The 26,598-nt window shown below is 65.2% G+C and carries 21 protein-coding genes, 1 tRNA gene and 3 pseudogenes; 13 read left to right on the top strand and 12 right to left on the bottom strand.

All coding sequences use genetic code 11. The features are described from left to right. Nucleotides 1-2: 2 nt before the first annotated feature. The 5 genes and pseudogenes from pdhA (at nucleotide 3) to AC6I1W_RS01005 (ending at nucleotide 5,674) form a co-directional block, all read left to right on the top strand. Nucleotides 3-1,058, top strand: coding sequence for a pyruvate dehydrogenase (acetyl-transferring) E1 component subunit alpha (gene pdhA / locus AC6I1W_RS01025; protein ID WP_171048670.1), 1,056 nt, complete (start codon nucleotides 3-5; stop codon nucleotides 1,056-1,058). Next, on the top strand, nucleotides 1,058-2,053 hold the full coding sequence (locus AC6I1W_RS01020; protein WP_065673411.1) for an alpha-ketoacid dehydrogenase subunit beta: 996 nt from the start codon (nucleotides 1,058-1,060) through the stop codon (nucleotides 2,051-2,053). Before pdhA ends, AC6I1W_RS01020 begins: the two co-directional genes overlap by 1 nt. A gap of 47 nt (nucleotides 2,054-2,100) precedes the next feature. Then, nucleotides 2,101-3,510, top strand: a complete 1,410-nt coding sequence (locus tag AC6I1W_RS01015; protein ID WP_117189751.1) for a dihydrolipoamide acetyltransferase family protein — start codon at nucleotides 2,101-2,103, stop codon at nucleotides 3,508-3,510. Nucleotides 3,511-3,677: 167 nt separating this feature from the next. Continuing rightward, nucleotides 3,678-4,190, top strand: a pseudogene (locus AC6I1W_RS01010) (integrase core domain-containing protein); the annotation flags it as partial. A gap of 212 nt (nucleotides 4,191-4,402) precedes the next feature. After that, nucleotides 4,403-5,674, top strand: coding sequence for a threonine/serine exporter family protein (locus AC6I1W_RS01005; RefSeq protein ID WP_117189718.1), 1,272 nt, complete (start codon nucleotides 4,403-4,405; stop codon nucleotides 5,672-5,674). Nucleotides 5,675-5,704: 30 nt separating this feature from the next. Here AC6I1W_RS01005 and AC6I1W_RS01000 read toward each other — a convergent pair whose 3' ends face one another. Further along, nucleotides 5,705-6,388 carry an EcsC family protein gene (locus AC6I1W_RS01000; RefSeq protein ID WP_117189717.1) on the bottom strand — a complete coding sequence of 228 codons (684 nt, stop codon included), beginning with the start codon at nucleotides 6,386-6,388 and terminating at the stop codon, nucleotides 5,705-5,707. Nucleotides 6,389-6,711: 323 nt separating this feature from the next. On the opposite strand from AC6I1W_RS01000, the pseudogene AC6I1W_RS00995 reads away from it, so the two are divergent. Next, a pseudogene (locus AC6I1W_RS00995) lies at nucleotides 6,712-6,828 on the top strand (energy-coupling factor transporter transmembrane component T); the annotation flags it as partial. 580 nt (nucleotides 6,829-7,408) lie between these two features. On the opposite strand, the gene AC6I1W_RS00990 reads toward AC6I1W_RS00995, so the two are convergent. The 5 genes and pseudogenes from AC6I1W_RS00990 to AC6I1W_RS00970 form a co-directional block, all read right to left on the bottom strand. After that, nucleotides 7,409-8,491 carry an IS110 family RNA-guided transposase gene (locus tag AC6I1W_RS00990; protein ID WP_117189444.1) on the bottom strand — a complete coding sequence of 361 codons (1,083 nt, stop codon included), beginning with the start codon at nucleotides 8,489-8,491 and terminating at the stop codon, nucleotides 7,409-7,411. Between the two features lie 261 nt (nucleotides 8,492-8,752). Continuing rightward, nucleotides 8,753-9,628 (bottom strand): hypothetical protein, encoded by an 876-nt coding sequence (locus tag AC6I1W_RS00985; RefSeq protein WP_138774616.1) that lies wholly within the window; start codon nucleotides 9,626-9,628, stop codon nucleotides 8,753-8,755. A gap of 269 nt (nucleotides 9,629-9,897) precedes the next feature. Next, nucleotides 9,898-10,254: pseudogene (locus tag AC6I1W_RS00980) on the bottom strand (KH domain-containing protein); the annotation flags it as partial. Nucleotides 10,255-10,444: 190 nt separating this feature from the next. Next, complete coding sequence (locus tag AC6I1W_RS00975) at nucleotides 10,445-11,518, bottom strand: IS630 family transposase (RefSeq protein WP_117189442.1); 1,074 nt, start codon at nucleotides 11,516-11,518, stop codon at nucleotides 10,445-10,447. 161 nt (nucleotides 11,519-11,679) lie between these two features. Further along, the gene (locus AC6I1W_RS00970; protein ID WP_117189441.1) at nucleotides 11,680-12,093 is read right to left on the bottom strand and encodes a hypothetical protein; all 414 of its coding nucleotides are present in this window, start codon (nucleotides 12,091-12,093) and stop codon (nucleotides 11,680-11,682) included. Nucleotides 12,094-12,440: 347 nt separating this feature from the next. Here AC6I1W_RS00970 and AC6I1W_RS00965 point away from each other — a divergent pair, with 347 nt between their 5' ends. The 4 genes from AC6I1W_RS00965 to AC6I1W_RS00950 all read left to right on the top strand — a co-directional run bounded on the left by AC6I1W_RS00965 (nucleotide 12,441) and on the right by AC6I1W_RS00950 (nucleotide 15,243). Then, complete coding sequence (locus AC6I1W_RS00965; RefSeq protein WP_016666248.1) at nucleotides 12,441-13,520, top strand: nucleoside hydrolase; 1,080 nt, start codon at nucleotides 12,441-12,443, stop codon at nucleotides 13,518-13,520. Nucleotides 13,521-13,643: 123 nt separating this feature from the next. Continuing rightward, entirely contained in the window at nucleotides 13,644-13,991 is a 348-nt protein-coding gene (locus AC6I1W_RS00960) for a PadR family transcriptional regulator (protein WP_016666247.1), read from the top strand. Then, nucleotides 13,988-14,707, top strand: a complete 720-nt coding sequence (locus AC6I1W_RS00955) for a DUF5808 domain-containing protein (RefSeq protein ID WP_117189440.1) — start codon at nucleotides 13,988-13,990, stop codon at nucleotides 14,705-14,707. The genes AC6I1W_RS00960 and AC6I1W_RS00955 overlap by 4 nt, the downstream gene beginning before the upstream one ends. Continuing rightward, complete coding sequence (locus AC6I1W_RS00950; RefSeq protein ID WP_016666245.1) at nucleotides 14,704-15,243, top strand: hypothetical protein; 540 nt, start codon at nucleotides 14,704-14,706, stop codon at nucleotides 15,241-15,243. Before AC6I1W_RS00955 ends, AC6I1W_RS00950 begins: the two co-directional genes overlap by 4 nt. Nucleotides 15,244-15,413: 170 nt before the next feature. Here AC6I1W_RS00950 and AC6I1W_RS00945 read toward each other — a convergent pair. Continuing rightward, nucleotides 15,414-15,484, bottom strand: a tRNA-Gly gene (locus AC6I1W_RS00945). 72 nt (nucleotides 15,485-15,556) lie between these two features. After that, nucleotides 15,557-16,168, bottom strand: a complete 612-nt coding sequence (locus AC6I1W_RS00940; RefSeq protein ID WP_117189439.1) for a hypothetical protein — start codon at nucleotides 16,166-16,168, stop codon at nucleotides 15,557-15,559. 142 nt (nucleotides 16,169-16,310) lie between these two features. Between AC6I1W_RS00940 and AC6I1W_RS00935 the strand changes: the two genes are divergently transcribed. Beyond that, nucleotides 16,311-17,711, top strand: coding sequence for an amidase (locus AC6I1W_RS00935; protein ID WP_065673553.1), 1,401 nt, complete (start codon nucleotides 16,311-16,313; stop codon nucleotides 17,709-17,711). A gap of 191 nt (nucleotides 17,712-17,902) precedes the next feature. Here AC6I1W_RS00935 and scpC read toward each other — a convergent pair whose 3' ends face one another. From scpC to AC6I1W_RS00915, 4 genes are all read right to left on the bottom strand, one after another. Then, complete coding sequence (gene scpC / locus AC6I1W_RS00930) at nucleotides 17,903-19,417, bottom strand: succinyl-CoA:acetate CoA-transferase ScpC (protein ID WP_117189438.1); 1,515 nt, start codon at nucleotides 19,415-19,417, stop codon at nucleotides 17,903-17,905. Nucleotides 19,418-19,693: 276 nt separating this feature from the next. Next, the gene (locus AC6I1W_RS00925) at nucleotides 19,694-20,488 is read right to left on the bottom strand and encodes an aldose epimerase family protein (RefSeq protein WP_270236174.1); all 795 of its coding nucleotides are present in this window, start codon (nucleotides 20,486-20,488) and stop codon (nucleotides 19,694-19,696) included. 17 nt (nucleotides 20,489-20,505) lie between these two features. Further along, nucleotides 20,506-21,363, bottom strand: coding sequence for a phosphoserine phosphatase SerB (gene serB / locus AC6I1W_RS00920; RefSeq protein WP_462552884.1), 858 nt, complete (start codon nucleotides 21,361-21,363; stop codon nucleotides 20,506-20,508). Nucleotides 21,364-21,427: 64 nt separating this feature from the next. Continuing rightward, nucleotides 21,428-22,429, bottom strand: a complete 1,002-nt coding sequence (locus tag AC6I1W_RS00915) for a class I SAM-dependent methyltransferase (RefSeq protein WP_462552704.1) — start codon at nucleotides 22,427-22,429, stop codon at nucleotides 21,428-21,430. Between the two features lie 199 nt (nucleotides 22,430-22,628). Here AC6I1W_RS00915 and AC6I1W_RS00910 point away from each other — a divergent pair, with 199 nt between their 5' ends. Together AC6I1W_RS00910 and ppdK are read left to right on the top strand one after the other, a co-directional pair. Continuing rightward, the gene (locus AC6I1W_RS00910; RefSeq protein ID WP_016666237.1) at nucleotides 22,629-23,513 is read left to right on the top strand and encodes a pyruvate, water dikinase regulatory protein; all 885 of its coding nucleotides are present in this window, start codon (nucleotides 22,629-22,631) and stop codon (nucleotides 23,511-23,513) included. 390 nt (nucleotides 23,514-23,903) lie between these two features. Further along, a complete protein-coding gene (ppdK, locus tag AC6I1W_RS00905) occupies nucleotides 23,904-26,555 on the top strand; it encodes a pyruvate, phosphate dikinase (RefSeq protein ID WP_016666236.1) in 2,652 nt (883 codons plus the stop codon). Nucleotides 26,556-26,598: the final 43 nt, after the last annotated feature.

Here is a 26,598-nt window from a genome sequence, read left to right as displayed (position 1 = left end):
CAATGGTGCGGATCCTCGACGACCAAGGACGCCTCACCCCCCATCCTGACTTCCCTGTCGAGCTGAGCGACGAGGACCTCGTCAAGGCCCTCGAGATGATGACCATGGTTCGGCGTCTCGACGTCGAGGGCACCGCTCTGCAGCGTCACGGAGAGCTCGGCCTCTGGCCCCCACACATGGGCCAGGAGGCCACTCAGGCCGGTGCGTGGCTGGCACTGGGTGACGGGGACCAGGTCTTCCCGACCTACCGCGAGCAGGGTCTTGCCCACGCGATGGGGGTCAGCGTCGCCGACATCCTCGACTCGTGGAATGGCAAGGCGCACTGCGCCTGGGACACCGTCGCCACACACTTCAGCGCCTACCCGGTGATGATCGGGTCGGGCACCCTGCATGCCGTCGGCTACGCCATGGGTATTCAGCGCGACGTTGAGTCCGGAAGCGCTCGGGCTGCCGTGTTGGACTTCCACGGTGACGGGGCGATGAGCGAAGGGGACACGAACGAGGCTTACGTGTTCGCAGCCTCGATGAACGCTCCTGTGGTCTTCGTGTGTGTCAACAACCAATGGGCCATCTCGGAGCCGACAACGGTGCAGTCCCCGACGTCCCTGTTCCGCCGCGCGATCGGCTTTGGCATTCCGGCGGTGCAGGTGGACGGGAACGACGTCGTCGCCATGACGGCCGTACTGCGATCGGCCCTCGACCATGCCCGCAGTGGAAAGGGGCCAGTCTTCGTCGAGGCGTGGACCTACCGCATGGGTGCTCACACCACCACCGACGACCCCACCCGCTATCGCACCGCGGAAGAGGAGTCGACGTGGGGTAAGGCCGACCCCATCGTCAGGCTGCAGACCTACCTGCAGGATCGTGGGGTCATCGACCAGGAATGGCTTGACGGTCTGGCTGAGCGCGAGGAGGCCTTCGGGGCCGAGGTTCGCGCCGCTGTCCACGAGAACCCCACGCCCGTCATGGCCGAGCTCATGTCGGACGTCTACGCCGAGCCGACCCCCGACGTCCTGGCCGACGCCGAGGAGATCGCCTCGTGGGAGGAGGACAACTGATGAGCGACAACGGTGCACGCCCACAGGGGGAGACCACCCTGGCCAAGGCCCTCAACGCGGGCCTGGCTGACGCCCTCGCCGCCGATGATCACGTGGTGATCATGGGGGAGGACGTCGGAACCCTGGGCGGCGTCTTCCGCATCACCGACGGCCTCAAGACCCAGTTCGGCGGCCGTCGGGTCATCGACTCCCCGCTGGCGGAGTCGGGCATCGTCGGAACCGCCATCGGCATGGCCATGCGTGGGTACCGTCCCTGCGTCGAGCTGCAGTTCGACGGCTTCAACGCCCCTGCCTTCGACCAGATCGTCTCCCAGCTGGCCAGGTATCGCGCCCGCGTGGGCGGACGGTGGTCCCTGCCGGTGACGATCCGCATCCCGTTCGGCGGTGGTGTCGGCTCTCCGGAACACCATTCGGAGTCCCCGGAGGGGTTCTACGCGAACACCCCAGGCCTCAAGGTGGTCAGCTGCTCGAACCCTGACGACGCCTACTGGATGCTGCGTCAATCCATCGAGAGCCCCGACCCGGTGATCTTCTTCGAGCCGAAGCGTCGCTACTACACCCGCGGCGAGGTCTCCGAGACCCCTGAACTCGGCCTTCACGAGGCGCGTATCGTCCGTACCGGTGCCGACGCCACCCTGCTGTGCTTTGGGCCCCTCGTAGAGACCTGCCTGGACGCTGCCGAGGAAGCTGCCCGGGAGGGACGCCAGCTCGAGGTTGTCGATCTGCGCAGCCTCTCCCCGCTTGACATGCAGACCGTCTATGAGTCGGTGCGGCGCACGACGAGGGCGATTGTCGTCCAGGAGGCACCGCGCACCCAGGGCATTGGCGCGGAGATGGCGGCACGCCTGGGCGAGGAGCTCTACTACGTCATGGAGGCCCCGGTTCTGCGTGTGACCGGGTGGTCGACCCCGTACCCGCCAGCCAAGGCCGAGGGTGAGCACATCCCCGACGTCGACCGAATCCTCGACGCCGTCGACCGCTCCCTGGCCTACTGACCACCGTCCGACATCGATCACGAGGTATTCACGTGAAGAACTACTGCATGCCCGACCCAGGCGAAGGGCTCACCGAGGGAGAGGTCGTCTCCTGGCGGGTGTCTCCCGGTGACACCGTCAAGATCAACGACGTGCTGTGCGAGGTCGAGACGGCCAAGTCGATCGTCGAACTCCCCAGCCCTTTCGCCGGGACCGTGGCGAAGCTGTGTGCCGAGCCCGGCGAGACGGTGGCTGTGGGAGAGCCACTGGTGACCATTGACGACGGTTCCGACGACCAACCCGAGGAGGAGCCGGAGTTCCTCGTCGGTCACCTGACCGCGGAGTCCGGACGTCGACGCCGTCGTCGCAGGGGAGCCGCGGTGTCGGCTGAAAGGGCACCCGAGAAGGCCCCCCAGACGCCGACCCTCAAGACCGGTCCAGAGACTGATGTCGAGCCCGTTCCCGAACCTGCGCAGCCGACACAGCCCGGGCGCCAGGATCCGCCGCGCATGGACCGCGCCGGGCATGTCCTCGCCAAGCCCCCGGCTCGACGTCTGGCTGCCGACCTCGGCATCGACCTCTCGACGGTGACGGGCACCGGCCCGCAGGGGGCGGTGACGAGGAGCGACGTTAAGGCGGCAGCGGAGGCCGGTCGTCAAGCCGCGTCTGAACCACCTGTCGTCGGTGCCTCTGCTGGCGACGCTGAGTTCGCGACCCTGTCGGTGATGTCTCGTCGTCTGCTCGGCGGTGTCCCGACCGAGCCTGACGGTCACACTCGCAGGGTCCCGGTGCGCGGCGTCCGCAAGGTGACTGCCAAGGCGATGAAGGATTCCCTGAACACCAAGGCCCTCGTGACGGCCTTCCTCACCTGCGACGTCACCCCGACGATGGACCTCGTCGCCCGGCTGCGTGCCGACCGCAGGTTCAAGGGACTGCGCGTCTCCCCGCTGACCATCTGGTGCAAGGCGGTGTGCCTGGCGATGGGACGCACCCCGGTCGTCAACGCCCGCTGGGACGACGCCGCCGACCAGATCGTCTTCCGCGACCAGATCAACCTCGGCATCGCCGCGGCCACCCCGCGCGGCCTCATGGTGCCCGTGGTGCGCAACGCCCAGGACATGACGATGCTCGAGCTGGCCGAGGAGATTACCCGCATCGTCGCCATCGCCAAGGAGGGCAAGCTCCAGCCCACCGACTACACCGACGGCACCTTCTCGATCACCAATGTTGGGGTGTTTGGTCTTGACGCAGGGACTCCGGTCGTCAACCGCACCGAATCGGCGATCCTCGTTCTCGGGACGATCGCTCGACGTCCGTGGGTCGTCGGGACCGGTGATGACGAGGAGGTCGTGCCCAGGTGGGTGACGACGATGAGCCTCGGCTTCGACCATCGCCTCATTGACGGCGAGGAGGGCTCGACCTTCCTCCATGACGTTGCGGAGATTCTCTCGGACCCGGCCTCGGCAATGCTGTACTGATCGACCTTGGCCGCTGGTCGAGGATGTCAGTGCGGTGTTTTCACCGCGGACGAGGTTGTTTTTCGGGCGTGATCGTCTCGCGCCGTGGCGCCGGTTGTGTGCATCGCTGTGGTCGGAATACCGGTCCTTGTCAACGAGAATCTCTTTGCCAACACCGGGTATGGCTCGGTGGCCTTCGCGTGGTCGGACGCGCCCAAGGAGTACGCAACCGTGGCCGATCCGCCAGCGGGGGTGGGTATCACTACATCTACAACGCCGTCGACGACCACTCCTGCCTGGCCTACGTCGAGGTCCTCAGCGATGAGCGCAAGGACACCGCCGCCGGGTTGTGGACCAGGGCCCAGGCCTGGTTCGCCAGCCAGGCCATCACCGTCAAGCGGGTCCTGACCGACAACGGCTCCTGCTACCGGTCCAAAGCCTTCACCAAGGCACTCAAAGACACCCACATCACGCACAAGTACACCCGGCCCTACACGCCCAAGACCAACGGCAAGGTCGAGCGGTTCAACAGGACCCTGGTCGCCGAGTGGGCCTACGCACGGCCCTACGCCAGCGAGACCGACCGCCTGGCCGAACTCCCCGGCTGGCTGCACCACTACAATCACCACCGCGGACACACCGCGCTCAAAGGCACATCACCCGCCGACCGCGTACCTAACCTGTCCGGCGATTACATCTAGGACAAACAGCTGTCGTCGAGGGAAGTGTGCGGGGGGTGTCTGTTGTGGCCGTGGTGTGTGCTGCCGTCTGTGCTCTCCTCGGGGTTGTCGGGTATGCACGAGGGCTGGGCGGAGTGAAATCCCTACGTCCCTGACCCGTAGATTGATTTCGGCCACTGACGTGCCGAAGGGCCCAAGGTGCGCGACGATTGATCCTGGCGACGGTATCGACGATGGGATCTGGAGTGGACGAGCTCGACGAAAATGGCGTCCGCCGACTGCTGGCTTACGTTGCCGCAGCCGGTATCGCCGGTGGTCAGCCGGTGCACGAGGTGGAGGCCGACACCCGCAGCATCGGTCGGTACCTGGGATGCCCCGACGTCCAGGTACAGGGTTGGCCCACCGGAGTCGTGGTGAGCCTGGGAGGTGGCACCCCCGCAACCTTCGAATCGGTGGAAGGAACCATCCGTCTGGACCAGAGCGCCACCACAGCTCGTATCCGTCAGCAGCTCCTCGACGGCACCATCGGCCCGGTCGAGGCCCTCGAGCAACTGCGGGACTTGCGTTCCATCCCGCCGCGTTACCCGCGCCTGGGTCTGCATGGTGGCATGGTATGCGTCGCCTCGGGCATCGCCCTGGTACTGCAGCCGTTGTGGCCCAGCGTGCTGTTCTCCGTGCTGGCCGGCCAGGTCACCGCCGGATTCATATGGTTGTGCGGCAAGAGGAAGGCCCTGGCCGTCCTCACCCCGTTCCTGGCCGCGTTCGTCGTCGCACTGTGTGCCTTCTGGGCCGCGCGACTCGGACTCATCGAGGGGCCGCTGCGAAGCCTGCTGCCGCCCATCGCGGTGCTGCTTCCCGGTGCCCTCATTGTTACCGGGGTGGCTGAACTGGCGGCAGGGGCGATGATGGCGGGCGCGTCGCGTCTGGGGTTCGGGACCGCCCAGTTGGCCATGTTCACAGCGGGTGTTCTCGGTGCGGCGTGGCTGACAAAGGTCCCCGTCGACCAGCTCAACAACCAGATCATTCCCTGGCGAGGGTTGTGGGTGCCATTCCTCGGCGTCCTGCTCCTGACCGCCGGGATGAGCCTCATGGAGTCGATACCCAGATACCTCATCCCGTGGGTAGCCCTCATGTTGGCCACCACCCTGACCTTCCAGATCATCGGCCAGACGGTTGCCGGGGCCACCTGGGGCGGCGGCCTGCTGGGAGCGACCGTGGCGAGTTTCGGATCATCGGTGATCGAGATGCATCGCCCGCGACTACCGCGTCTGGTGCTCTTCCTGCCGAGCTTCTGGTTGTTGGTCCCGGGATCCCTGGGCCTGGTGTCCCTGACCCAACTGGGCGCGGGTACCCCCGTGGCTGGCGCGACGGCGTTGGAGTCCACGGGAATCATTGGCTCGATCGCGCTGGGTCTGCTCATCGGCACGACGGCTGCGCGGGCTGTCGGACTGCTTCGTCGCAGCCGCACACATCGGCCCGGGGCACGCCGTCGGCAAACCTTCTGACGCCTCCCGGGCCGAACACAGATCCTGGCCTCAGCCGCGCGGGCGGCGGGTCGGGAACTGCTTGCGGGCGTAACGAGCGACGCTCCAGGTGGTGAACCCGTCGGTGGTGGCTCCGACTCCACCACCTAACACGGGCACGCGCTTGGAGACGAAGACCGGCAGTTTCTTGCCCGCAACCTGGCCCATGAGGACGTTGACGAGGTTACGGGCGACAACCTTCTCCAGATCGGCGTCCCCCACCGGGGCGGTGGCGATGCCCATCGGGGTCGTCGGAAGCTTCTCCTCGTGAATGAGGCTGTCGACCTCACGCTGACCCATGAGGGTGGCGAGGATGGCGGTCCGGACGCGCTGGTCGTCAAGGTCGTAGCCGCGCAGGTGGGCGATGGTAGCCACCATGCGGGCCTGGACAATCGCGACGCCTGAGATATTGGCGGGGATGGTTACGGCCAAGGTGACGACGCCACCGAGGTTGGAGACGAATCCCTGTGCACCGGCCATGGCGATGTGCTGGTTGACGAGGGAGTTGATGGCCTGTTCGACGTCACCGTCGTGCTTGGTGAGGGTCTTGCCAGCGGCCTGACGCGCTCCCGGCAGCGATGAGGCACCGTCGATGGCGAATCCCAGGATGCTGCGCAGCATCGAGACGGCCGCGCCGGGTGCCATGTCGGGTGCCTGAGCCAGCAGGGCCTTGCCGATGTTGCTTCCGATTCCCACGAGGGTCTCCTCTCGATCAACTCACCTCAAGGGTAGCCGTGGGGGCGGGGGCGAGTCCTGTGGTTGTTCGCGTTGAGGTGGTGTCGGGCAATACCCGTGGTGATCGTGCCTGCGTGAGGCCGCGATTCCTCCGAACGTGGCGTGCCCTCCAGCGTCACCAGTAGGAGGGCCTGTCTTGCTCGCGGTCATCCCCCCTTGTCAGGTCGTCAATGACCCCTATTTGTTAATGATGATAATCAATAGGTTAGGGTTGCCTTATGAATTGTGATGAGGCGCCCTTGACCCCACAAGGTCACACCCACCCGCTCCCGAGGGCCGGTGCCATGGCCGAAAGTGCACCGACCACCGCCCCTCGGCCCCGGACTCGGGGATTCCACGGCGCTGTGGACCCGCGCACCCTGTTCCTCTACGTCATCGTCCTCAACGTCCTTCTCATGGGAGCGGGGTCGACGCCTCTGGTGCTGGCCTGCCTCGGCGTCGTCGTGGTGTCACTCGCCCTCTCGACTCGCCCCAAGACGTGGATCGGGTGGCTGGTCTTCGTCATGCTGTGGGTCTTCTGCTGCTTCGCCCTTCCGGTCCTGTGGCACACGGCTGTCTCCGCATTCTTGGTCTTCATCGCCTTCTGGATGTTTCGTTTCGCAGGGGTCGTTGGCTCGGCAGTGGTTGCGATCAAGGTGATCGACGTCACCCGGTCAGTACACCTGATATGGGTGCAGGTTTTGTCAAGAGGGCAGGATGAGGCGCCACCAGGCTGGATGCTTGGTGGCGCCTCATCCTTTGTTGACCCGAAGTGGTGTTGACGAGGGGTTTCGCGTGTTTGTCGACGGCGATGTCAGTCTGATATTCGCGGGTTGGTTACCGCAGGACGGTGCTTTCGGCTCGGAACGTCACGCCTGTCTAGCATCGAGCGTCGCCGGCATCGTTGATGACGGCTGCTCATAGGTGTTTCGCGGGTCGTTCCGGTCGCTGCGTCACCCCTCGGGGACCTGGCTTCGGGCCAAGTTTGTGGGCCTCGAGGGGCTATTCCTCGAGGACGGCCAGGGACCAGCACCAGCCGGCGAGTTCGCGGGCGATGGCGGCGTTGGCGACGATGGGGCGCTTCTTGCGTTTCTTGAACTGGTTCCAGCGGTGGTTGAGGCGTCGGTTGCCCAGGTCTCCGCGGGCCCGGGCGGCCGGGGAGGCGAGGTCCCAGCGGTCGCGGATGGTCTTGCCGGGGACGTAGCGGTGCTGGTGATGCCAGGCAGCCTCGACCAGGAGTCGGCGCGCGTGGCTGTTGCCGGTCTTGGTGATCGGCCCTTGTGAGCGGGACTGGCCCGATGAGTTCTCCGACGGAATCAGGCCGACGAACGAGCCGATCGAGTTGCCGGTGAACCTGCTCCAGTCGCCGATCTCGACCGCCAGTCCGAACCCGGTCAGCGTCGAGATGCCGCGCAGGCATACGAGCCTGCGGACGGCATCGGTGTATTGACTGTTCTCGGCCATGGCTTCGATGCGTTCATCGAGACGGTCACGGCGGGCCGTGATCGTGATCACGGAGTCGTAGGCCTCGTCGAAGGCGGCCTGGACCAGCGGGGAGTCGAAGCGTTGCCTGCGCAGCCAGGCGTCATGCGCGTTGCTCCAGGCCTGCCCGCCGGAGTAGACGATCCCGTGTCGCAGCAGGAGTTTCGAGAGGCGGTGCCTGGCCCGCATCAGATCGGAGCGGCAGTCCTCACGGGCCCTCACCAGGTCGCGTGCTGCTTCGGTGAGCTCGTCGGGGACGGTGACTGCGGTGAACGCATCCAGCCGCAACAACGTCGACAGGTGTTCGGCGTCGATCGCATCAGTCTTCACCCGCGAACCGGAAGGCCGCTGGAGCTTGGACGGGGCCGCGACAACGGTTCGGATGTCGTGTGACAGCAGGGTTCTGGCCAGACCATAGCCCGTCGGGCCAGCCTCGTAGATCGCCGCCGACGGGCCGGGCAGCGCCTTGATCCAGGCCGTCACCTCCACGGGGTCGGGGCAGAGTCTGGCTTTGAAGATTTCTCCGGTCTGGACGTCCATCGCATGCGCCACCACGGAGCGGGCATGCACATCCAGGCCAACACTCGTACGCTCGGTAAACAACCGGGGCCTCCCACGTATGTCGGAAAGGCCAGACAGGCCGCCCCTGTCCGGCAACCCACGAATCGTTGCGCGGAGAGGCCCCGGCCTGCCAGAGCTTCACCCCAGATCGGGGTCACCCATACCGTCTAGCACCGAAGTGGGCCGGGCCACAGGACGCCGTCGCCGTGTGACGCACCCACGACGGCGGCCCGCTCCGGCGCGGATACGACACCGCCCGCCCCGGCAGGAAGCCGGGGCGGGCGAAGAAGATGCCACAGGGATTCAGTTGATGTAGAACGGTCCCTGGCGCGTGATGGTCTGCGTCTGGCCGCTGGGCAGCCGATAGGTGACCGTGCGGACGGAGACGGCGGCGGCCGCGAACTGGGTGCGCGTGTCCGTCAGGCCGTTGGCGGTCGCGTAGTAGGTCAGCGTCGGGGTGGCACCGCCGCCGGCACTCTGCGGGACGTAGGTGTGCGGGTACTGACCGTCTGTCACGCCCGTCGCGAAGAGGTAGCTCTTGCACGTGCCGTCCGGGTTGTAGGTCGGGGCGGGCAGCAGGGAGGCCGGCACGACGCCGCCCTGTGTGGCGGCCGTGTAGGTGAACTCCCACGCCTTGCTGACCCCGAACGTGCCCGTGTAGTTGGGGTAGTTGTTCTTGAAGGCGGTGGCGTACCGGCTGAAGTCGTAGTCGAACCAGTTGCGGGTCATGGCCCCCGTGGCGCCGTTGGCCGGATCCCACACCTTCGCGATGGGCGAGCCCGAGCGCTGGTAGAAGCTGATGTCGGTGGTGGTCCGGGTGTTGTTGGCCGTCCAGCGGCACCCGGTGATGTTCTGGTAGCTGGAGTTGCACAGATTCTTGGAATCTTTGACGTGGGAGTTGCCGAGGTCGTAGAAGCCCGGCCCCCGGCCCCCGTTCACCGAGTCATCGCGGGCCATGAAGATGAACGACTGGGTCATGCTGACGATCACGGCGTCCGCGGGGATGTTCATGACGTTCATCCACGTGCCGGTGAAGTCGAACGTCTGTGTGGTGGTGCCGGAGGTGGCGGCGCCCCAGTTATAGGTGAGGTCCGCGTATGCCTCGATCTTCGACGTGCAGTTCGAGGGCTTGCTGGCCGCATAGGCCGGAGCGGCGGCGACACCTGCGATGGCGGGCACGGACCAGGCCAACCCTTGAGAGACGCGCCGGCGTGACACGGCGTGATCAGAGCGATGGGACGAGGTTGATGTGTTGTACATAGGCACACCTCATGTTGTGGCGGAGACGGTTCTTGGTGTTCCAGGCGGGTGCATCTCGCAAGCTACATCCGTGCTGAAACGCGCATGTCCTACCCCCCGAGACGGGGATGTTGCGGATCCCACGTTAGCAGGAGAATCCAGGGACCGTGACCCTTCCGGAATGGCGTACCTCACACTGGGCCTCAGGCTCAGAAGCCGAGCCGGCCGAGCTGCTTGGGGTCGCGCTGCCAGTCCCGGGCGACCTTCACCCGCAGATCGAGGTAGACCGGTGTGCCCAACAGCCGCTCGATGCTGGCACGGGCGTCGTGGCCGATCTCGCGCAGCCGGGAGCCGCCCTTGCCGATGATGATGCCCTTCTGGCTGTCCCGCTCGACGAAGACGTTCGCCCACACGTCCATCAGCGGCCGATCCGCGGGGCGGTCCTCGCGCAGGGACATCTCTTCGACCACATCGGCCACCGAGTGCGGCAGTTCGTCGCGCACGCCCTCCAGGGCGGCCTCGCGGATGAGCTCGGCGACCATGACCGCCTCCGGCTCGTCTGATACTGGGTGCAGGTTTTGTCAAGAGGGCAGGATGAGGCGCCACCAGGCTGGATGCTTGGTGGCGCCTCTCCTTGTGTTGACCCGAAGTGGTGTTGACGAGGGGTTTCGCGTGTCTGTCGACGGCGATGTCAGTCTGATATTCGCGGGTTGGTTACCGCAGGACGGTGCTTTCGGCTCGGAACGTCACGCGTGTCTAGTGCGGCGTGTTTGAAGTTGCCGAACGGTTGGCTGTGGTGAGGATTTCGTCGGCGGTTTTGGTCCAGACGAACGGGTGGCAGCGGTCGTTCCAGCCGTTGACGAAGGCCCGGATCTTCTGGTTGAGGTCCTTCACCGAGGGAAAGACGCCTCGCTTGATGGCCTGCTTGTCGATGATCCCGAACCACACTTCGACCAGGTTCAGCCACGAGCCACTGGTGGGAGTGAAGTGGACGTGGATCCTCGGATTGGCGGCGAGCCAGTCACGGACCTCGACGCGTTTGTGGGTGGCGTAGTTGTCCATCACCAGGTGCAGCTGTTGGTCGGGGTAGGCGCGAGCGACCTGCTCCAGGAAGGCCAAGAACTCCTGGTGACGATGCCGGGGTTTGCACGCGCCAGTCACATGCCCGGTGGCGATGTTCAGGGCCGCGAACAAGGTCGTGGTGCCGTGGCGCACGTAGTCATGGGTGCGGCGTTCGATCTGCAAGGGCTGCATCGGCAGCGTCTTCTGCGTGCGGTCCAGGGCTTGGATCTGGGACTTCTCGTCCACGCACAACACCACCGCATTCTCCGGGGGCGCCAGATACAACCCGACCACGTCGGTGACCTTGGCGACCAGCTCGGGATCGGTGGAGAACTTGAACGTGCCGCTGCGCCACGGCTGCACCCCATACTCACGCCACGCACGGGCGATCGTCGCGTTCCCCACGCCCAGGTGGGCGGCGAGCAGCCGGCTCGACCAGTGCGTCACGCCATACTTCTTCGGCGGGGGCTTCAACGTCGTGGCCACGATCTGACGATGATCCAGCCGCCGTGGCCGACCAGAACGCGGCGCATCGGCCAGGCCGGCCATACCGCTGTCGGTGTAGCGTCTGCGCCACGTCAGCACCGTGTTCTTCGACACCTGCAGCTGCTCGGCGATCCGCTCGTTCGCCACACCATCCGCGGCCGCCAACACGATCCGGGCCCGCAACACCCCACCCGCCCCAGCAGTACGCGACCGCGTCAACGACTCCAACCGTGCACGATCACCCTCACGCAAACCCAACGGCGGGGCAGGAGAATTGGCCATGACCCATTCTCCCAAACCCCAACCATTCAAGAACTAACGACACGCCGCACTAGGCCTTGGTATCCGCGAGGTCGATCTCGAAGATTGGCCCCGCCCCTGAAAGACGGGCTACGCAAGCACTGCGCGTTGACGACTCCCGCCACCGTAATCATGAGGACCCGCTAGGACTTTTTCTTCGTGTCCCGGATCCCCTGGATGAGGATCGCGAGGATCCCGATCACCATGACCCACGCCATTTCCCCGACGGCGCCGTACCACGGCTGGACGAGGGCGGTGAGGGCGAGGACGATAAGAGCCCACGCGGCGAGGATGGGCGTCAGGATGAGCAAACGTGCAGCTCGCGTCTGGCCCGGTTTGCCTCCGCTGCGGGGGAACATTCGGTTCTCGCCAACCAGTTCCAGCAGGATCTCGCCGGGGATTCCGATGAGCAGGACTCCGACGAACATCCTCAGCGACCAGCGCCAACCGATGAAGATCGCCACGATCGCGAACACCACAGCCATGCAGACCGTGAACGCGACGGTGCCCGCAAGGATCCTCTCAGCGCGGGACGGTTCCTTCTCCTCGACGGCCATGACTTCCTCACACCTCACACTCGCTCGCCAGCATCGTCACGCACGTGGCTGACGACCTGCTCCGACAAGGCCAAGTGTCCTCCAGGAAGGCTAACGACCAAACCGAGGGCTCCAGGCCGGACCGGGAATGCTGCAAGACATGTCAGCGGACGTGGGGATCAGTTGCACCGAATCCGTCGCCTCCTATCTCGATGAGGGTTCCGGGGCCGACGCCGACTCCGATACGAATGATGAGGTCCACCCAGTCGAGCATGATTCCTTCCAAGATTCGGGCAGGGCGGCACCAGGGGACAGTGAAATGTGTGGCACATACCCGTTGGACAATGAGGGGGGCAGGACACGCGGATGTGCGAGTCCTGGAGCAAAGGCGCTCTGACCAGCCCGAACAGCCTCAGCAGAAGGTGAGGTGGGACGACTCAACGATCAGTGGTGCGGTGGAGGGCCTCTATTCTGACGCCATGCCCACACGTTTCTTGCCGGTTCTGCTCGATTGCGACCCTGGGATTGACGACGCGTTCGCGCTGGCCTACCTGGCGTGCCGCGACGATGTCGAGACCGTCGGGGTGGTGACGACAGCTGGCAATGTCGGTCAGGACGACGTGCTGCGCAATGCCCTGGGGCTGACCGAGCTGCTCGGGATGGATGCCCCGGTGGCGCGTGGGGCGGACGCGCCCCTCCTCGAGCCGGTGATGACCGCCGAGGAGACCCATGGACCCCACGGTTTGGGGCATGCCCAGCTGGGGGACTGCGGACGTCACCCCGATGGGCGCAGCGGTGCGCAACTGTGGGTGGATCTTGCCCGGGAATACCCCGGCGAGCTGGTCGGCATCGTCACCGGGCCGCTGACGAACCTCGCGCTGGCGCTGCGGGAAGAACCGGACTTGCCGCAGTTGTTGCGGGGGCTGCACGTCATGGGTGGAGCGATCAACCACCGTGGCAACACCGGCCCGACGAGCGAGTGGAACATCGCGGTGGACCCGGAGGCCGGCCATGAGGTGTTCGAGGCATGGGGGAAGGCGTCCAAACGGGTCGTGCTTGGGGCGTTGCAGGCCACTGAGGTCATCAGGCTGGACGAGAGGGATCGTCGGGCTGTGAAGGAGCTAGGGGAACATCCGGTTGTGAAAGTCTTGGCCGACGCGCTGAGGTTCTACTTCGAGTTCCACGAGGCTGACGGGTTGGGATGGTGTGCGTACTTGCACGACCCGCTCGTCGTCGCCAACGCGGTGACCGGGAGATTTGCGACGACGCGGCCACTGGCCGTCGACGTCGAGCTGACCGGGACGCTCACCCGTGGCCAGACCGTCGGTGACGAGATGGGGCGGTGGGGCAAGGAGCCCAACGTCGACCTGCTGTGTGACGTCGACGCCGAACGGTTTATTGAGCACCTCATCTCGACGTTGCGGGAGGGGCTAGGCGCCGGGCGCTGAGATCAGGCGGCGTTTGGAACGAGCGGTCGACGAGCCTCTGGTAAGAGCAGGGGATGCCTCATTGAACTACTATGCAATGCAGGGTACATTGTTAGTCAAGCTACTTGGTTGAGGAGGAAAACCGTGGCGGAACGACAACTGCGCAAGGGTGCGCTCGAACTCGTCGTCCTCGGGTTGCTGGCGAGCAAACCGTCCTACGGAGGGGAACTCGTGGACAGGCTCGAGAAGGAGACGGATCTGGGCGTGTCTCAGGGGACGCTGTACCCGTTGCTCAACCGACTGCGTCGCGGTGATCTGGTTTCGACCGAGTGGCAGGAGTCGCCGTCAGGGCCTCCGCGCAAGATCTATCGCCTGACTGCCACCGGTCGAGGCTACCTGACAGAGCTCATCGATGAGTGGTCGCGCATCGCAGCCGCCGTCGACCGTGCCACCAACGATAACCACAACACTTCTGGCAAGGAGAGATCATGAACCTCTGGACTCGAGACGATGATGGCGTGCGTCGCCTGTTCGGCATCCCCGTCGGTGCGCCGTGGGGGAGCGGCTCCCGCATTGCGCTGCGCGGTTTCGAACCTGAGAACCCGCACCTGCTAGTGCCTCGCGCTGTGGGCATCGGATGGGATCTCAATCTGGGCGCCGTCGCCGTGCGCCTGGGGCTCATCCGCCCCGACGACTCCCTGCCCGACCTCAACGAATACGTTCCCGAGACGCTGCGTCGCGGCCTGGTTGCAGCGCCGTGGATCGGGGCCGGCGTCGCCAGCAGCATGACACTCGGATTCGTCAAGGCTGACCGGGTGGCGACGTCGTGGTCGCTCGGCGGCAAACCCAACCACTACATGAGCGGTGTGGCAGCAGCCCTGACGACTACCGGAATTACCACGGCGGCAGCCCTCTACCCGCGCTGGGTCGGGAAGGAGGATGGAGCTGACATCGCCGCGACGGCCCAGGCCCTGGGCATCCTGACCGTCATCGGTATGGCAAATCGGGCTGCCCGCAAGGAAATTCGTCGTCCCGGGAGTCGTCAGCCCCTCGCAGTGACCGGAGCGGTACTCGCGCCGGTCGTCATAGGTGGAGTGCTGATCGGAACCGTCAAGGTCGCGCTGGACGGGGTTGCACAGTCACTCGCGCATGGCGGCAAGGCGGGTCAGTCCGGGGAGCGAGGCCGCAACATAGGATTCCACTCATGAAGTACCTCCGATCCGTGGCCGTGATCTCAGCGGTCCTGCTCATCGCCGTCGCGGTCGCGAGGTCCTTCAACCGGTTCATCCCGGCTGTCAACAACACCACGATCGCCATCGTCGATCTGTGTCTGGTCGCTCTGGCCGTCGAGGTCATCGCCGAGTGTGCACGCATGCCCGGACGCACGAAGGGGTGGCGCATCGGGCGGGCCATCGCGATCATCGCGGCGGTGGTGGTGAGCGGGGTCATAGGGTTCCTGGCCCTGCTGTGGAGCGCCTTCGAAGGTGACGGAGGCGGGTCGTTCACCAAGGACGGCGAGACCTACTACGTCATGAGGACGTTCCCCGACAACGTCGTCATGTACCGAAAGACGTCGCCGGTGACCATGGCGGAGTCTGCGTTCGCCGACGACTCTGGCCACGCCCTCGGATTCGTGCCGATGCCGGTCGCCCTGTCAATCAGTCTGGATGAGTACGGCGGGGAGTACTCACAGATCCTGGCTGATGTACGTCGTGATCATCCCGATTGGCTCACCGACCGGTAGCTCATGGTCCGGCGAACGGTTCATCTCGCATCCATCAGACCGCCCGTCGGTGGCCGTGTGGGCCGGATTCGTGGCCGGAATTCTCTTCCTCCTGGCGGCCGTCGCAACGTTGAGGAAACCCTCGACCGACGAGTAGCGATCATAGAGGACCCGGAAAAGGGCATGAAGAGAGCGGGCGACGGGAATCGAACCCGCGTGTCCAGCTTGGGAAGCTGGCGCTCTACCATTGAGCTACGCCCGCATGTCTCCTGGGGAGACTCGTCACAGCTTAGCGCACCTCGTCAGATCAGTGCGACTCACCCCGCCGGGCCAGTCAGTAATGCTGCGGAACGCGGCCGTAGATGACTGGGGCATCGAGGCGGCGAGTCTCGGGCGGCTTCGGACGCTGCGAATCCATCCACCGGCGCACCGACGGCAACCAGACGATGACCCCGGCGGCGACGAGGAACGGCATTCCGATCCACGCCACCCAGTTCAGGGTCACGGCGGCACATCCGACCGCGACGCCACCGATGGCGCCCCAGCGCACCCAGGGACGTCCCAGCCAGGTGTTGACCGCGAGGATTCCCGGCATGGCCACCATGGCACCGGCGATGCACATCATCGCGGTCGCCAGCAGTACTGACGCCAACGATCCCGGTCTCGGGTGGGTCCACGTCAGGAGGTGGGTCGCCTGGATGAAGGTGCTCATGTGAATGGACTGCCACCAAGCAACGAGGAGCGCGACGGTGGCACTGATCGCCGCGGCAAGGTAGAGCCCGGCGGTGCTCCTCCCCACCCTTGCCGACGATGCGACATGGACCTGAGGATCCTCGGGCGGGGGGAGCGTGGCGATGGTCTCGGCGCTGGCACGTGGTGGCGTGCTCGGTGAGACTCGTCGTGCCTCCGCATGGCGGGGTTGTGGGTGGGTGGGTTGCTCGGTCACGATCCTCCTGGCGACGTGTTGTTCCAGCCTAGACGTAACTGCTGACCAGGGGGCCCTAGGTGGGCAGGTTGTTGTGCCACCGCCGGGACATGTGCGCATGAATGCAGGACCGGCATGGCGCGACCCCGAAGGTGGTAGGACCATGACCATGAACCCATTGACCGCCCTGGAAACCTCCACCCGCATCGCCGCTGGTGACGTCGAGATCGTTGAGGTCGTCGACGCTGCCCTGGAAGCGGCACACGCCGATGAGTGCCATGCCTGGACTTGGATCGACGATGATGGCGCCCGACTCGCCGCGCGTGAGCTCCAGCGTCAACGTGATGCTGGACACATCCGTCCTGGTCCGCTGTTCGGCGTCCCCTGTCCGATCAAGGACCTCAACGCGTTAGCTGGCGCGCCCCGAGCCATCGGTAGTCGGGCCGTGGGTGGGGCTCTGCCAGACCACGAAGACGGCATTGTCACGCGGCTCAGGGCTGCCGGAGCCATCCCGATCGGGACGACCGCCGCTCCCGAGTTCGGACTTCCTTGCTACACCGAACCGGACGGACGCGAACCCACCGTCACCCCATGGGACCACACCCGAATGGCGGGAGGGTCCTCTGGCGGCGCCGCGGCTGCGGTTGGGGCTGGTGAGGTACCCATCGCCCAAGGATCCGATGGTGGCGGCTCGATTCGTATTCCGGCTTCTTGCTGCGGGGTCGTTGGTCTCAAGCCCAGCCGAGGCCGGGTCTCGGCCGGGCCTTACGGGATTGACGGTCCTGGGCTGGTGAGCGGCGGGGTACTGACCCGCACGGTCCGTGACACCGCTGCTGCCCTCGACGCACTGTCCGGACCGTGGCCCGGAGATCCCTACCATGCCCCCGCTCCGACTGAGTCCTATCTGTCGGCCTGCGACCGGGGCCTGAGACGGCTACACGTCGGGATCCTGCGCGAACCCGTTATTGCTGATACCGAGGTTGCCCCGGACATCCTGGCGGCGCTGGACCGGACGGCCGCCACCCTGGAGTCGATGGGTCACATCGTCGAACAGACAGGTGCCCCTTTCGGCCCCGAGGAGTGGGAATCCTTCCAGTGTGTGTGGGAGGTGGGCGCAGCTGCGATCCCGGTGCCTCCGGAACGTGAGGAATTGTGCACCCCGATGTCCAGGTGGTTACGTGCGCAGGGGCGAAGGCGCACCGGAGTCGAGCTGGCTGAGGCCTTGGCCGGTATCCAGATGGTGGCGCGTCACGTCGGGCAGCAGTGGCAGAGGTTTGACGTCATCGTCAGCCCCACGCTTGCTCAGCCACCCCTGCCGGTCGGAGCTTTGCGCAATGACAACGATCCATCGGCAGATTTCGACGCGCAATGCCGCTTCACCCCATGGACGAGCCTGTGGAATATCACTGGTCGTCCGGCGATGAGCTTGCCGCTGCACACCACACACGTCGGCGGTGTCGAGCTGCCGGTCGGCATCATGATCGGCGGTCAGATGTACGACGAAGCCACTCTGCTGGCGCTCGGATGCGCCCTGGAAGCTGCGCGCGACGACAATCCTCGGTGAGCAGACTCTCCGGGTGAAGCGGGAGTTTTGTCACCGAGTTTGAGACGCTGGCTGCCGTACAGCGGCCTACGTGGTGGCGCCTGGCCCACACCTTGTCCGGCGTGACAAAATCGTCACCTGCTACACGCACCGCGCACAAAGATCGCCCCAGAACCACGATGGTCCTGGGGCGATCGTAGGGGTCAGCGAGCTCAGCTCTCCTTCATGGTGCCGGTCTCGAGGAACCGGGTGTGCCACGAGTACGCCTCGCCGAGGAGGTGCGGGGTGTGCTTGAACTTGCAGTCACGCAGTGCACGCTCGTAGTAGTCCATCAGCATCGGACGGTAGTCCGGGTGGGCGCAGTTCTCGATGATCTTCGGGGCGCGCTGACGCGGTGCCAGACCACGCAGATCGGCGATGCCCTGCTCGGTGATGATGACCATGCCGTCGTGCTCAGTGTGGTCGACGTGAGAGACCATCGGGACGATCGCCGAGATGGCGCCGCCCTTGGCCGTCGACGGAGACACGAACGCCGAAATGTAGGCGTTGCGGGTGAAGTCGCCGGATCCGCCGATGCCGTTCATCATGCGCGAGCCCATGACGTGGGTCGAGTTCACGTTGCCGTAAATATCGGCCTCGATCATGCCGTTGGCGCCGATGACACCGAGGCGGCGAATGACCTCGGGGTGGTTCGAGATCTCCTGGGGGCGCAAGATGATGTGATCGCGGTAGAAGGCCGCGTTCTCGTTCATCTTGTGCGCGTACTCGGGCGACAGCGAGAAAGCGGTGGCCGAGGCGACGTCGAGCTTCCCGGCATCGATGAGGTCGATCATGCCGTCCTGGATGACCTCGGTGTAGGAGGTCAAATGCTCGAGGTCGGAGTGGAGCAGGCCGTCAAGAACAGCGTTCGGGATGTTGCCCACACCCGACTGCAGCGGAAGCAGGTTCTTGGGGATGCGTCCCTGCTTGACCTCGTGGTCGTAGAAGTCGAGGAGGAACCCGGCGATCTTGCGGGAGTCGTCATCGATCGGCTTGAACGGGGTGTTGCGATCAGGGCCATCGGTCTCGATGATCGCCGCGACCTTGTTCTGGGGGACGTGGAGGAACTTGTCACCGATCCGGTCACCGGGGTGGGTGATCGGGATGGGCACTCGGTTCGGAGGAAGCGCGAACCCACCGTAGATGTCGTGCATTCCCTCGAGGTCCTCGGACTGCCACGAGTTCACCTCGATGATGATCTTGTCGGCGACGTCACAGTACACGGCGTTGTTGCCGACCGAGGAGGTGAGGACGACGTCCCCATCCTCAGTGATTCGGGTGGCCTCAATGACGGCGTAGTCGACCTTTCCGAAAAAGCCCTGACGCACCATCATGCCCGACTCCGACAGGTGAATGTCGGTGTAGAAGGATGTGCCGTCGTTGATCTTGCCTCGCATCTGGGGATCGGACTGGTATGGCATGCGCCAGCCAATGCCATCGACGGAGGCGAGGGCGCCGTCGAGTTCGGGAGCGGTCGAGGCTCCGGTGAAGACGTTGACGGTGAACTTCTCGCCGCGATCGTGGGATTCCTTGATGCGCTTGGCCAGGGCACCCGGAAGTGCCTTGGGGTAGCCCGATCCAGTGAATCCACCGAATCCGATTTGGTCACCGTCATTGATGAGCGCAGCCGCGTCGTCCGCGCTCATCACCTTCTGACGCAGGGCTGCGTTCGCAATCCGCTCTGACATCTGTCCTCCTGCCGCCGTGCGGCTGGTTGTCGGTGACGGTGCACGGCGCTACCCGTGAGCCGTCGAAGAAACACTGTTTCGTTTCCGTTGAATGCGGTCCGAAACGTTGACAACACTTTATATGGGGGTGCTTGGCGCGGGATGGGGCACCCCTGCTTTTTGGGCTCGGAACGGCACTGTCGGTCCATGATGGCTGGCACGCTCGCACGACTGTGCATGACACGCCTGAGACAGCTCGGGTGGACGTGCATCGAGCCCCTCCGACCGCAACCATGCTCACATTCTCGTGACGGTGATTGTCGTCGTCAGTACGAGGTCGGTGCCGGGGTCGAGGGGGACGGCACTGTCCTTGCAGACGCCGGTCTCGACGCACACGAAGTCGCGCCAGGCCTGAGCCGTCGGGCTGTCGCCGATTCCCGACGAGGAGCGTGGGTTCCAGATCGCCGCGCTGGGGCAATTCGTCGTCGTCAGGTGAATCTCGCGTCCCCAGACCGGATCGACGAGGGTCGGGGCCGGCCCGATTCCCTGGATGACGGTGTCGGTGTCCGGGGCCATGAGGAGTTCGTCGGCGTCGAAGGCCCCCTCGTCACCGGTCGCGAAGTTGTGCCAGTCGGCACCGCGGACGCCCCGGACACGCGCCTGGTCGGCGTCCCCGACACGCAGGTAGGTGTGCCACATCCCCTCGACGACTCGGGGCTTCTCGCCCTGGTTGGTGAGAGTGAGCGTCATCTCCAGCGCGGTGTCGGTCATGACCACCTCGTGGCGAATGCCGATGGAGGCGGTCTCAGCGGTTCCGACGACGTGGAGGGGTTCCGCGACCGTCACCTGGAAGTCGGTGCGGCGGGCCAGGCCGTGCTGGGGATCCTGGTCGTTGCTCGGTCCGTGACCAAACCATGGTGCACACAGCGGGACACCTCCCCGGATGACCGCGTCGGACTCGTCGGCGTGCTCGGGGTCGAACCAGATGACGGGTTTGTCGTCGGCCTGCCACGCCAGCACCTGGCAGCCGTGCTCTGCGACCTGCCATGCGCCGTCATGAGCGGTGTGAAGGGTTCCGGGGAGGTTGGTCATGCCCCCCATGATCGTGGTCATCGTTCCCACACTGCGCGAAGCGCGTCGATCCGCTCACAACGGATGGTGTTTCGTGCAGCCTCGACGGCGACAGGTTTGGCGCAGAAGGCGATGGCCAGTCCGGCGGCGGCAAACATGTCGAGGTCGTTGGCGCCGTCTCCCACCGCGATCGTTCGCTCAAGATCTACCTCGCGCTCCTCAGCCCAACGACGCAGCCAGGTGGCCTTGGCGGCCCGATCGACGATGTTTCCGACAACCCGGCCAGTGAGGTGGTCGTCGACGATCTCGAGCTCGTTGGAGGCTGAGAAATCGGCGCCGATCTCCGCAGCAAGCGGATCGACCAGGGCCGTGAACCCTCCTGACACCAACCCGACGGCTGCGCCGACCTCGTGCGCCGCGGCCACCAGTTCCGTCGCACCCGGGGTGACGACGGTCGCCTTGCGAGCCTCCTCGAGGGCCCCGACGTGCAGACCCTCCAGACACTTGACGCGCTCATGAAGGGACTCGGCAAAGTCGAGCGTTCCGGCCATCGCCCGGGCCGTTACCCCACTGACCTCCTCGGCCTTCCCTGCACACTCGGCGAGCAGGTCGATGGCCTCGGTGCGCGTGACCGTCGAGTCGACGTCACAGACGATGAGACCGGGCGGCTCGACAGCCAGGGCGCCGTGGGGATGCAGGACGCCGGCGCCGGTCTGGGCGGCGAGTTCGCGTACCTGTGTCATGTTGCCCTCGAAGGACATGGCGTATTCGAAGATGTGAGCGGCCCAGTCACTGGTGTGGATGCCGCGCATGCAGGCGGAGTCGGGCCAAAGCAGGGTGCCGGGGGAGCGGAGGCTGGAGCGATCGTCACTGACGAGGATGACGCGAGAACTCATCATGGCACCACGGTAGGTGGGTTTCGGCCCGTCGGGTGAGGGTTCCGCTCCTCGGCATGATCGCCTACCCGCGGACTGTCCGCGTGACGGTGTACTGACGGTTCCGCGCGACCTGGCGAGTCGGCCCGACCGTGCGCCGTAGATGGGATGCCCATGGCAGGTGATTGTTGTAGACACACCACAGGCTGCCGCCGGGTCGCAACACGCGAGCGGCGTCGGCCAGCATGGCCAGGGTCGGGGCGTGGTCCTGGGCGGTTCCGCGATGGAAGGGCGGATTGGTGACGACGACGTCGACGCTCTGGTCGGACAGGACGGACAATCCGTCACACCAATGGGTGACGATGTCGAGTCCGTTCGCCCTGGCGGTGAGACGAGTCGAGTCGACGGCCTGCCAGGAGACATCGGTGGCGTGGACGGTAGCGTCTGGGAGTCTGCGTGCCAGGTGTGCGGAGATGATGCCGTTGCCGCACCCCAGATCGACGACGTCGGTGTTGACGTCGGCCGCGATGGCGTCGAGGTGATCGAGGAGCAGAGACGTTCCGGCGTCGAGGCCTGTGGTGTGGAAGACGCCGCCATGGGCTCGGATCATCAGGCCGTTGACGGTGTTGGCGCGCGGCCATTCCCCAGTGACGGCCGGGTGCTCCCGAGGAGACGAGAAGTGCAGCACGCGGGCCTTGCGTACTCCGAGGCTGGCGTGGACGTCGTCGAACCAGCGGGCAGCGACGTCGTTCATGGACCGGGCCATGTGCTTGATGCGTCCGCCTGCGACGATGTGGGCATCGGGTCCGAGAAGTCGCCAGAGAATACCGAGCAGTTCGTCGAGTTCGTCAAGACTGGAGGGCAGGCCCATCCACACCACCGGGGTGCTGCATTTCTCTGTCGTCAGAGGGTTGAGGCGAATACCCTCAGGGATCGCGGTGAGGTCGCGGCAGTCGTCAGACCACGCCGTGGCGCCTTTGCCGGATAATGGCACCAAGGAAGGGCGACCTAGCACCCACACAGCCTTGGCCAGCGGTGATTCGGCGACGATGAGTTCGTCAACGGGGTCCAGGGTGGCGGTGTCCATGGTGGCAGTCTCCCAGACCACGGGTGCCGGACACAGCCGAGAGATGGACGCAACAGGTGTGCCGGAGGATGGTCATACCTGCGATGACTACACGGAGCTGCCAGAAAACGGTCCAAACAGGCGATGGTGACGTTGACATGGGCATTTTTTTGATCAAACGAGTACTCGATCGATACCGGCCCCGCTCTAGGATGGCGACATGGCAGAGTCGCCCCTGGAAATTCACGTCATCGCCGATTCGACGGGTGAGACCGCCGTTCGGTTAGCCCGCGCCGCCCGCAGCCAGTTCGAAGGGGTCCACTGGCACATCGTGCGCCATCCCATGATCGGCACCGTTCCGGAAATGGTTGCGGCCCTGGAGGCCGTCAAGGAGTCCCATGACGCGGGGCAGTGGGTGTGCGTGGTGCACACCCTCGTGCTGCCCGACATGCGCCACATGGTCACCGATGCCTGCGAGGAAATGGGTATCCGCGAGGTCAACCTCATGGGCCCCATGCTCGACGCGATGGAGGAGGCTTCTGGCCTTGACGCCGACGCCGTCCCGCGTCGTCCCGTGGGCGTTGAGGCCGACTACTTCACCCGTATCTCCGCCATGGAGTTCGCGGTTCGTAATGATGACGGCGCCATCCCCGATCGCCTGACCGAGGCGGACATCTGCCTGGTGGGTGTGAGCCGCTCGGGCAAGACACCGCTGTCGATCTACCTGGGTTACCTCGGCTACAAGACCGTCAATGTCCCGCTCGTACCCGGGATCGCCCCGCCAGTCGAGTTGGCGGCGGTCGATCGTTGGCGCATCGTCGGCTTGACGATCGACGCCCAGCGGCTGCTGGAGATCCGTGGACGTCGGGTCCGCGGGCTGGGAGGTTTCGGCAATGAGGACGGTTACGCCGACCTCGCCGCGATCTACGACGAGCTGGACGAGGTTGGCAGGATCCAGCGACGACTGGGTTGCCCCATCATCGACACCACGGGTCTGGCCCTGGAGGAGTCCGCGACGAAGGTCATCGACATCGTCGACCAGAGAGCCAAAACGGCCGGGACGAGGTTGCGCAAGCCGGCAGGGTCCTATCGCACTAGACCTTGATCACCCGAGGATGATCGGGGACGGCCAGCGGTTTTGGCTTGCCCCAGGTCACGTCGTTGTCCCTTGCCCGTCTTAGATGCTGGTCGTGTTGGTTGTGGGAGGCATCGTGTCGCTGGCCGGGTACCAGAATCCGCGGCTCGAGGAAGATAGTCGGGAAGCATCTGCGACAAAGGTGGGAGATATGTCACGCCCCGCTCCGGCGAGCCCGGACGAGACATGAGTTACTTCGTCATCCTTGGTTGCTCCTACTCGTGAAAATGGGACGAGAGCGTGAGAGAATGACGACATCCGGCCCTATGGTGGGCTGGGCCTCGGGCTCATTGCGCAGTCGCACGGGTCCGAACGCCGTGAATCGATGAACAGGCTGGCACAGATCGAAGGAGATCAGTCATGACTGACCGTTACGTGTATGACTTGTCCGAGGGCAGCGCGGAGATGAAGCCGCTGCTCGGCGGCAAGGGCGCAGGAGTTGCCGAGATGACGCGTCTCGGCGTCCCGGTGCCCGACGGATTCACCGTCACCACTGAAGCCTGCGTGGACACCATGACGAGGAAGGGAGAGTGGCCGGAGGGCCTCGACTCTCAGGTGTGGGACGGACTCAAGCGTCTGGAGGAGCGCACCGGTCGTGGCCTGGGCGACGTCGACAAGCCCCTCCTGGTCTCGGTTCGCTCCGGCGCCGTCATCTCGATGCCCGGCATGATGGACACCATCCTCAACCTCGGTATTTCCGACGACACCGTCGAGGCCGTCGCCAAGGAGGCCGGCAACGAGCGCTTCGCCTGGGACTGCTACCGCCGCTTCATCCAGATGTACGGCGAGGTCGTCGAGGGCATCGACGCCCACATCTACGAGGATGCCCTGACCGCTCTCAAGGAGGAGAAGGGCGTCGAGTCCGACACGGATCTGACTGCTGATGATCTCAAGGGCCTGGTCGACACCTTCAAGAAGCTGTCCAACGAGCAGCTCGGAGGTAACTGGACGACGGATCCGCGCGAGCAGCTGATGCGCGCCGTCGACGCCGTGTTCCGTTCCTGGCTCAACCCGCGCGCCTTCGTCTACCGCAAGGCCAACAAGATTCCGGACGACCTCGGTACCGCCGTCAACGTCATGCAGATGGTGTTCGGTAACCGTGGTGACACCTCCGCCACCGGTGTCTGTTTCACCCGTAACCCCGCCACCGGCGCCAAGGAGCTCTACGGTGAGTTCCTCGTCAACGCCCAGGGCGAGGACGTCGTCGCCGGCATTCGCACCCCGCGCTCCCTCGCCGAGATGGAGGAAGTGCTGCCAGAGGCATACCGCGACCTCATCGACACCATGAAGAAGATGGAGTCGCACTACCGCGACATGCAGGACATGGAGTTCACCGTCGAGAACGGCAAGCTGTACCTGCTGCAGACCCGTAACGGCAAGCGCACCGCCGCTGCTGCTCTCAAGGTGGCCCGTGACCTCGTCGCCGAGGGCGTCATCACCAAGGAAGAGGCCCTCATGCGGATCGAGCCCGCACAGCTCGATCAGTTGCTGCACGAGGCCATCGACCCGAACCACACCGAGCAGCCGGTCGCCGAGGGCCTCCCTGCCTCCCCGGGTGCCGCCGTTGGTGAGGCCGTCTTCGACGCCGACGTCGCTGCTGAGCGTGGCGCCAAGGGCGAGAAGGTCGTCCTCATCCGCTTCGAAACCACCCCTGATGACATCCACGGCGTCATCGTGAGCCAGGGCGTCCTGACCGCCCACGGTGGCATGACCTCCCACGCAGCCGTGGTCGCCCGTGGCATGGGCAAGCCCTGTGTCGCTGGTGCTCGCGGCATCAAGATCGATGCCAAGGCCGCCACCCTGACGATCGGTGACACCGTCATCCACGAGGGCGACATGATCACCCTCGACGGCTCGACCGGTGAGGTCTTCGCTGCGGGCCTGCCGCTCATCCCGCCGCAGATCAACGCCGACTTCGAGGAGGTCCTCTCCTGGGCCGACGAGATCCGTCATCTCGGCGTCGAGGCCAACGCCGACAACGCCACCGACGCAGCGAAGGCTCGTGAGCTGGGTGCTGAGGGCATCGGCCTGTGTCGTACCGAGCACATGTTCTTCGGTGCCGATCGTCTGCCTGCCATGCACGAGATGATCACCGCGGACACCCCGGAGGAGCGCCAGGCTGCCGTCGACAAGATCCTGCCGATGCAGCAGGGCGACTTCGAGGGCATCTTCACGGCGATGAAGGGCCTGCCCGTCACCGTCCGTCTTCTCGACCCGCCGCTCCACGAATTCCTGCCGAACCTCGTCGAGCAGTCCCTCAAGGTCCAGAAGCTGGAGGATCAGGGCGCTGATCCGAACGAGCTCGACAAGGAGCGTCGTCTGCTCGCCCAGGTCAAGAAGTTGCACGAGCAGAACCCGATGCTCGGTACCCGTGGCTGCCGCCTCGGCATGCTGTACCCGGAGATTCCCGACATGCAGGCTCGCGCCATCATCCGCGCTGTCCTGGCGGTGCTCAAGAAGGAGGGGGAAACCGTCCAGATCAACATCATGATCCCGCTGGTCTTCACCCCGATTGAGCTCGAGACCCATCGTCGCATCGTCCAGCAGGCCATTGACGAGGAGTTCGAGGCCGCCGGCACCAAGGTCGACGTCAAGATCGGCACCATGATCGAGCTGCCGCGTGCCGCCCTGGTCGCCGACAAGATCGCCGAGGTTGCCGACTTCTTCAGCTTCGGCACCAACGACCTGACCCAGACCACCCTGGGCATCTCCCGTGACGATGCCGAGAACGGCTTCCTCACCGAGTACCTGCGTACCAAGGTCCTCAAGGACAACCCGTTCGCCTCGATCGACCAGGAGGGTGTTGGCCAGCTCGTCGCCGGGGCTGTCGAGAAGGGTCGTAAGACCAACCCGCAGTTGAACGTGGGCGTCTGTGGTGAGCACGGTGGTGATCCTGACTCGATCCACTTCTTCAACAAGACCGGGCTCGACTACGTGTCCTGCTCGCCGTTCCGTGTGCCGATCGCTCGGTTCGCCGCGGCCCAGGCCGTCATCTCCCAGAAGGAGAAGTGAGTCTGAGGGCTCCATCACGTCACTGATGTGAAATTGCGGCCCC

The sequence above is a fragment of the Cutibacterium sp. KB22876 genome (genome assembly GCF_059728865.1).
This window is presented reverse-complemented; position numbering and strand designations above follow the sequence as displayed.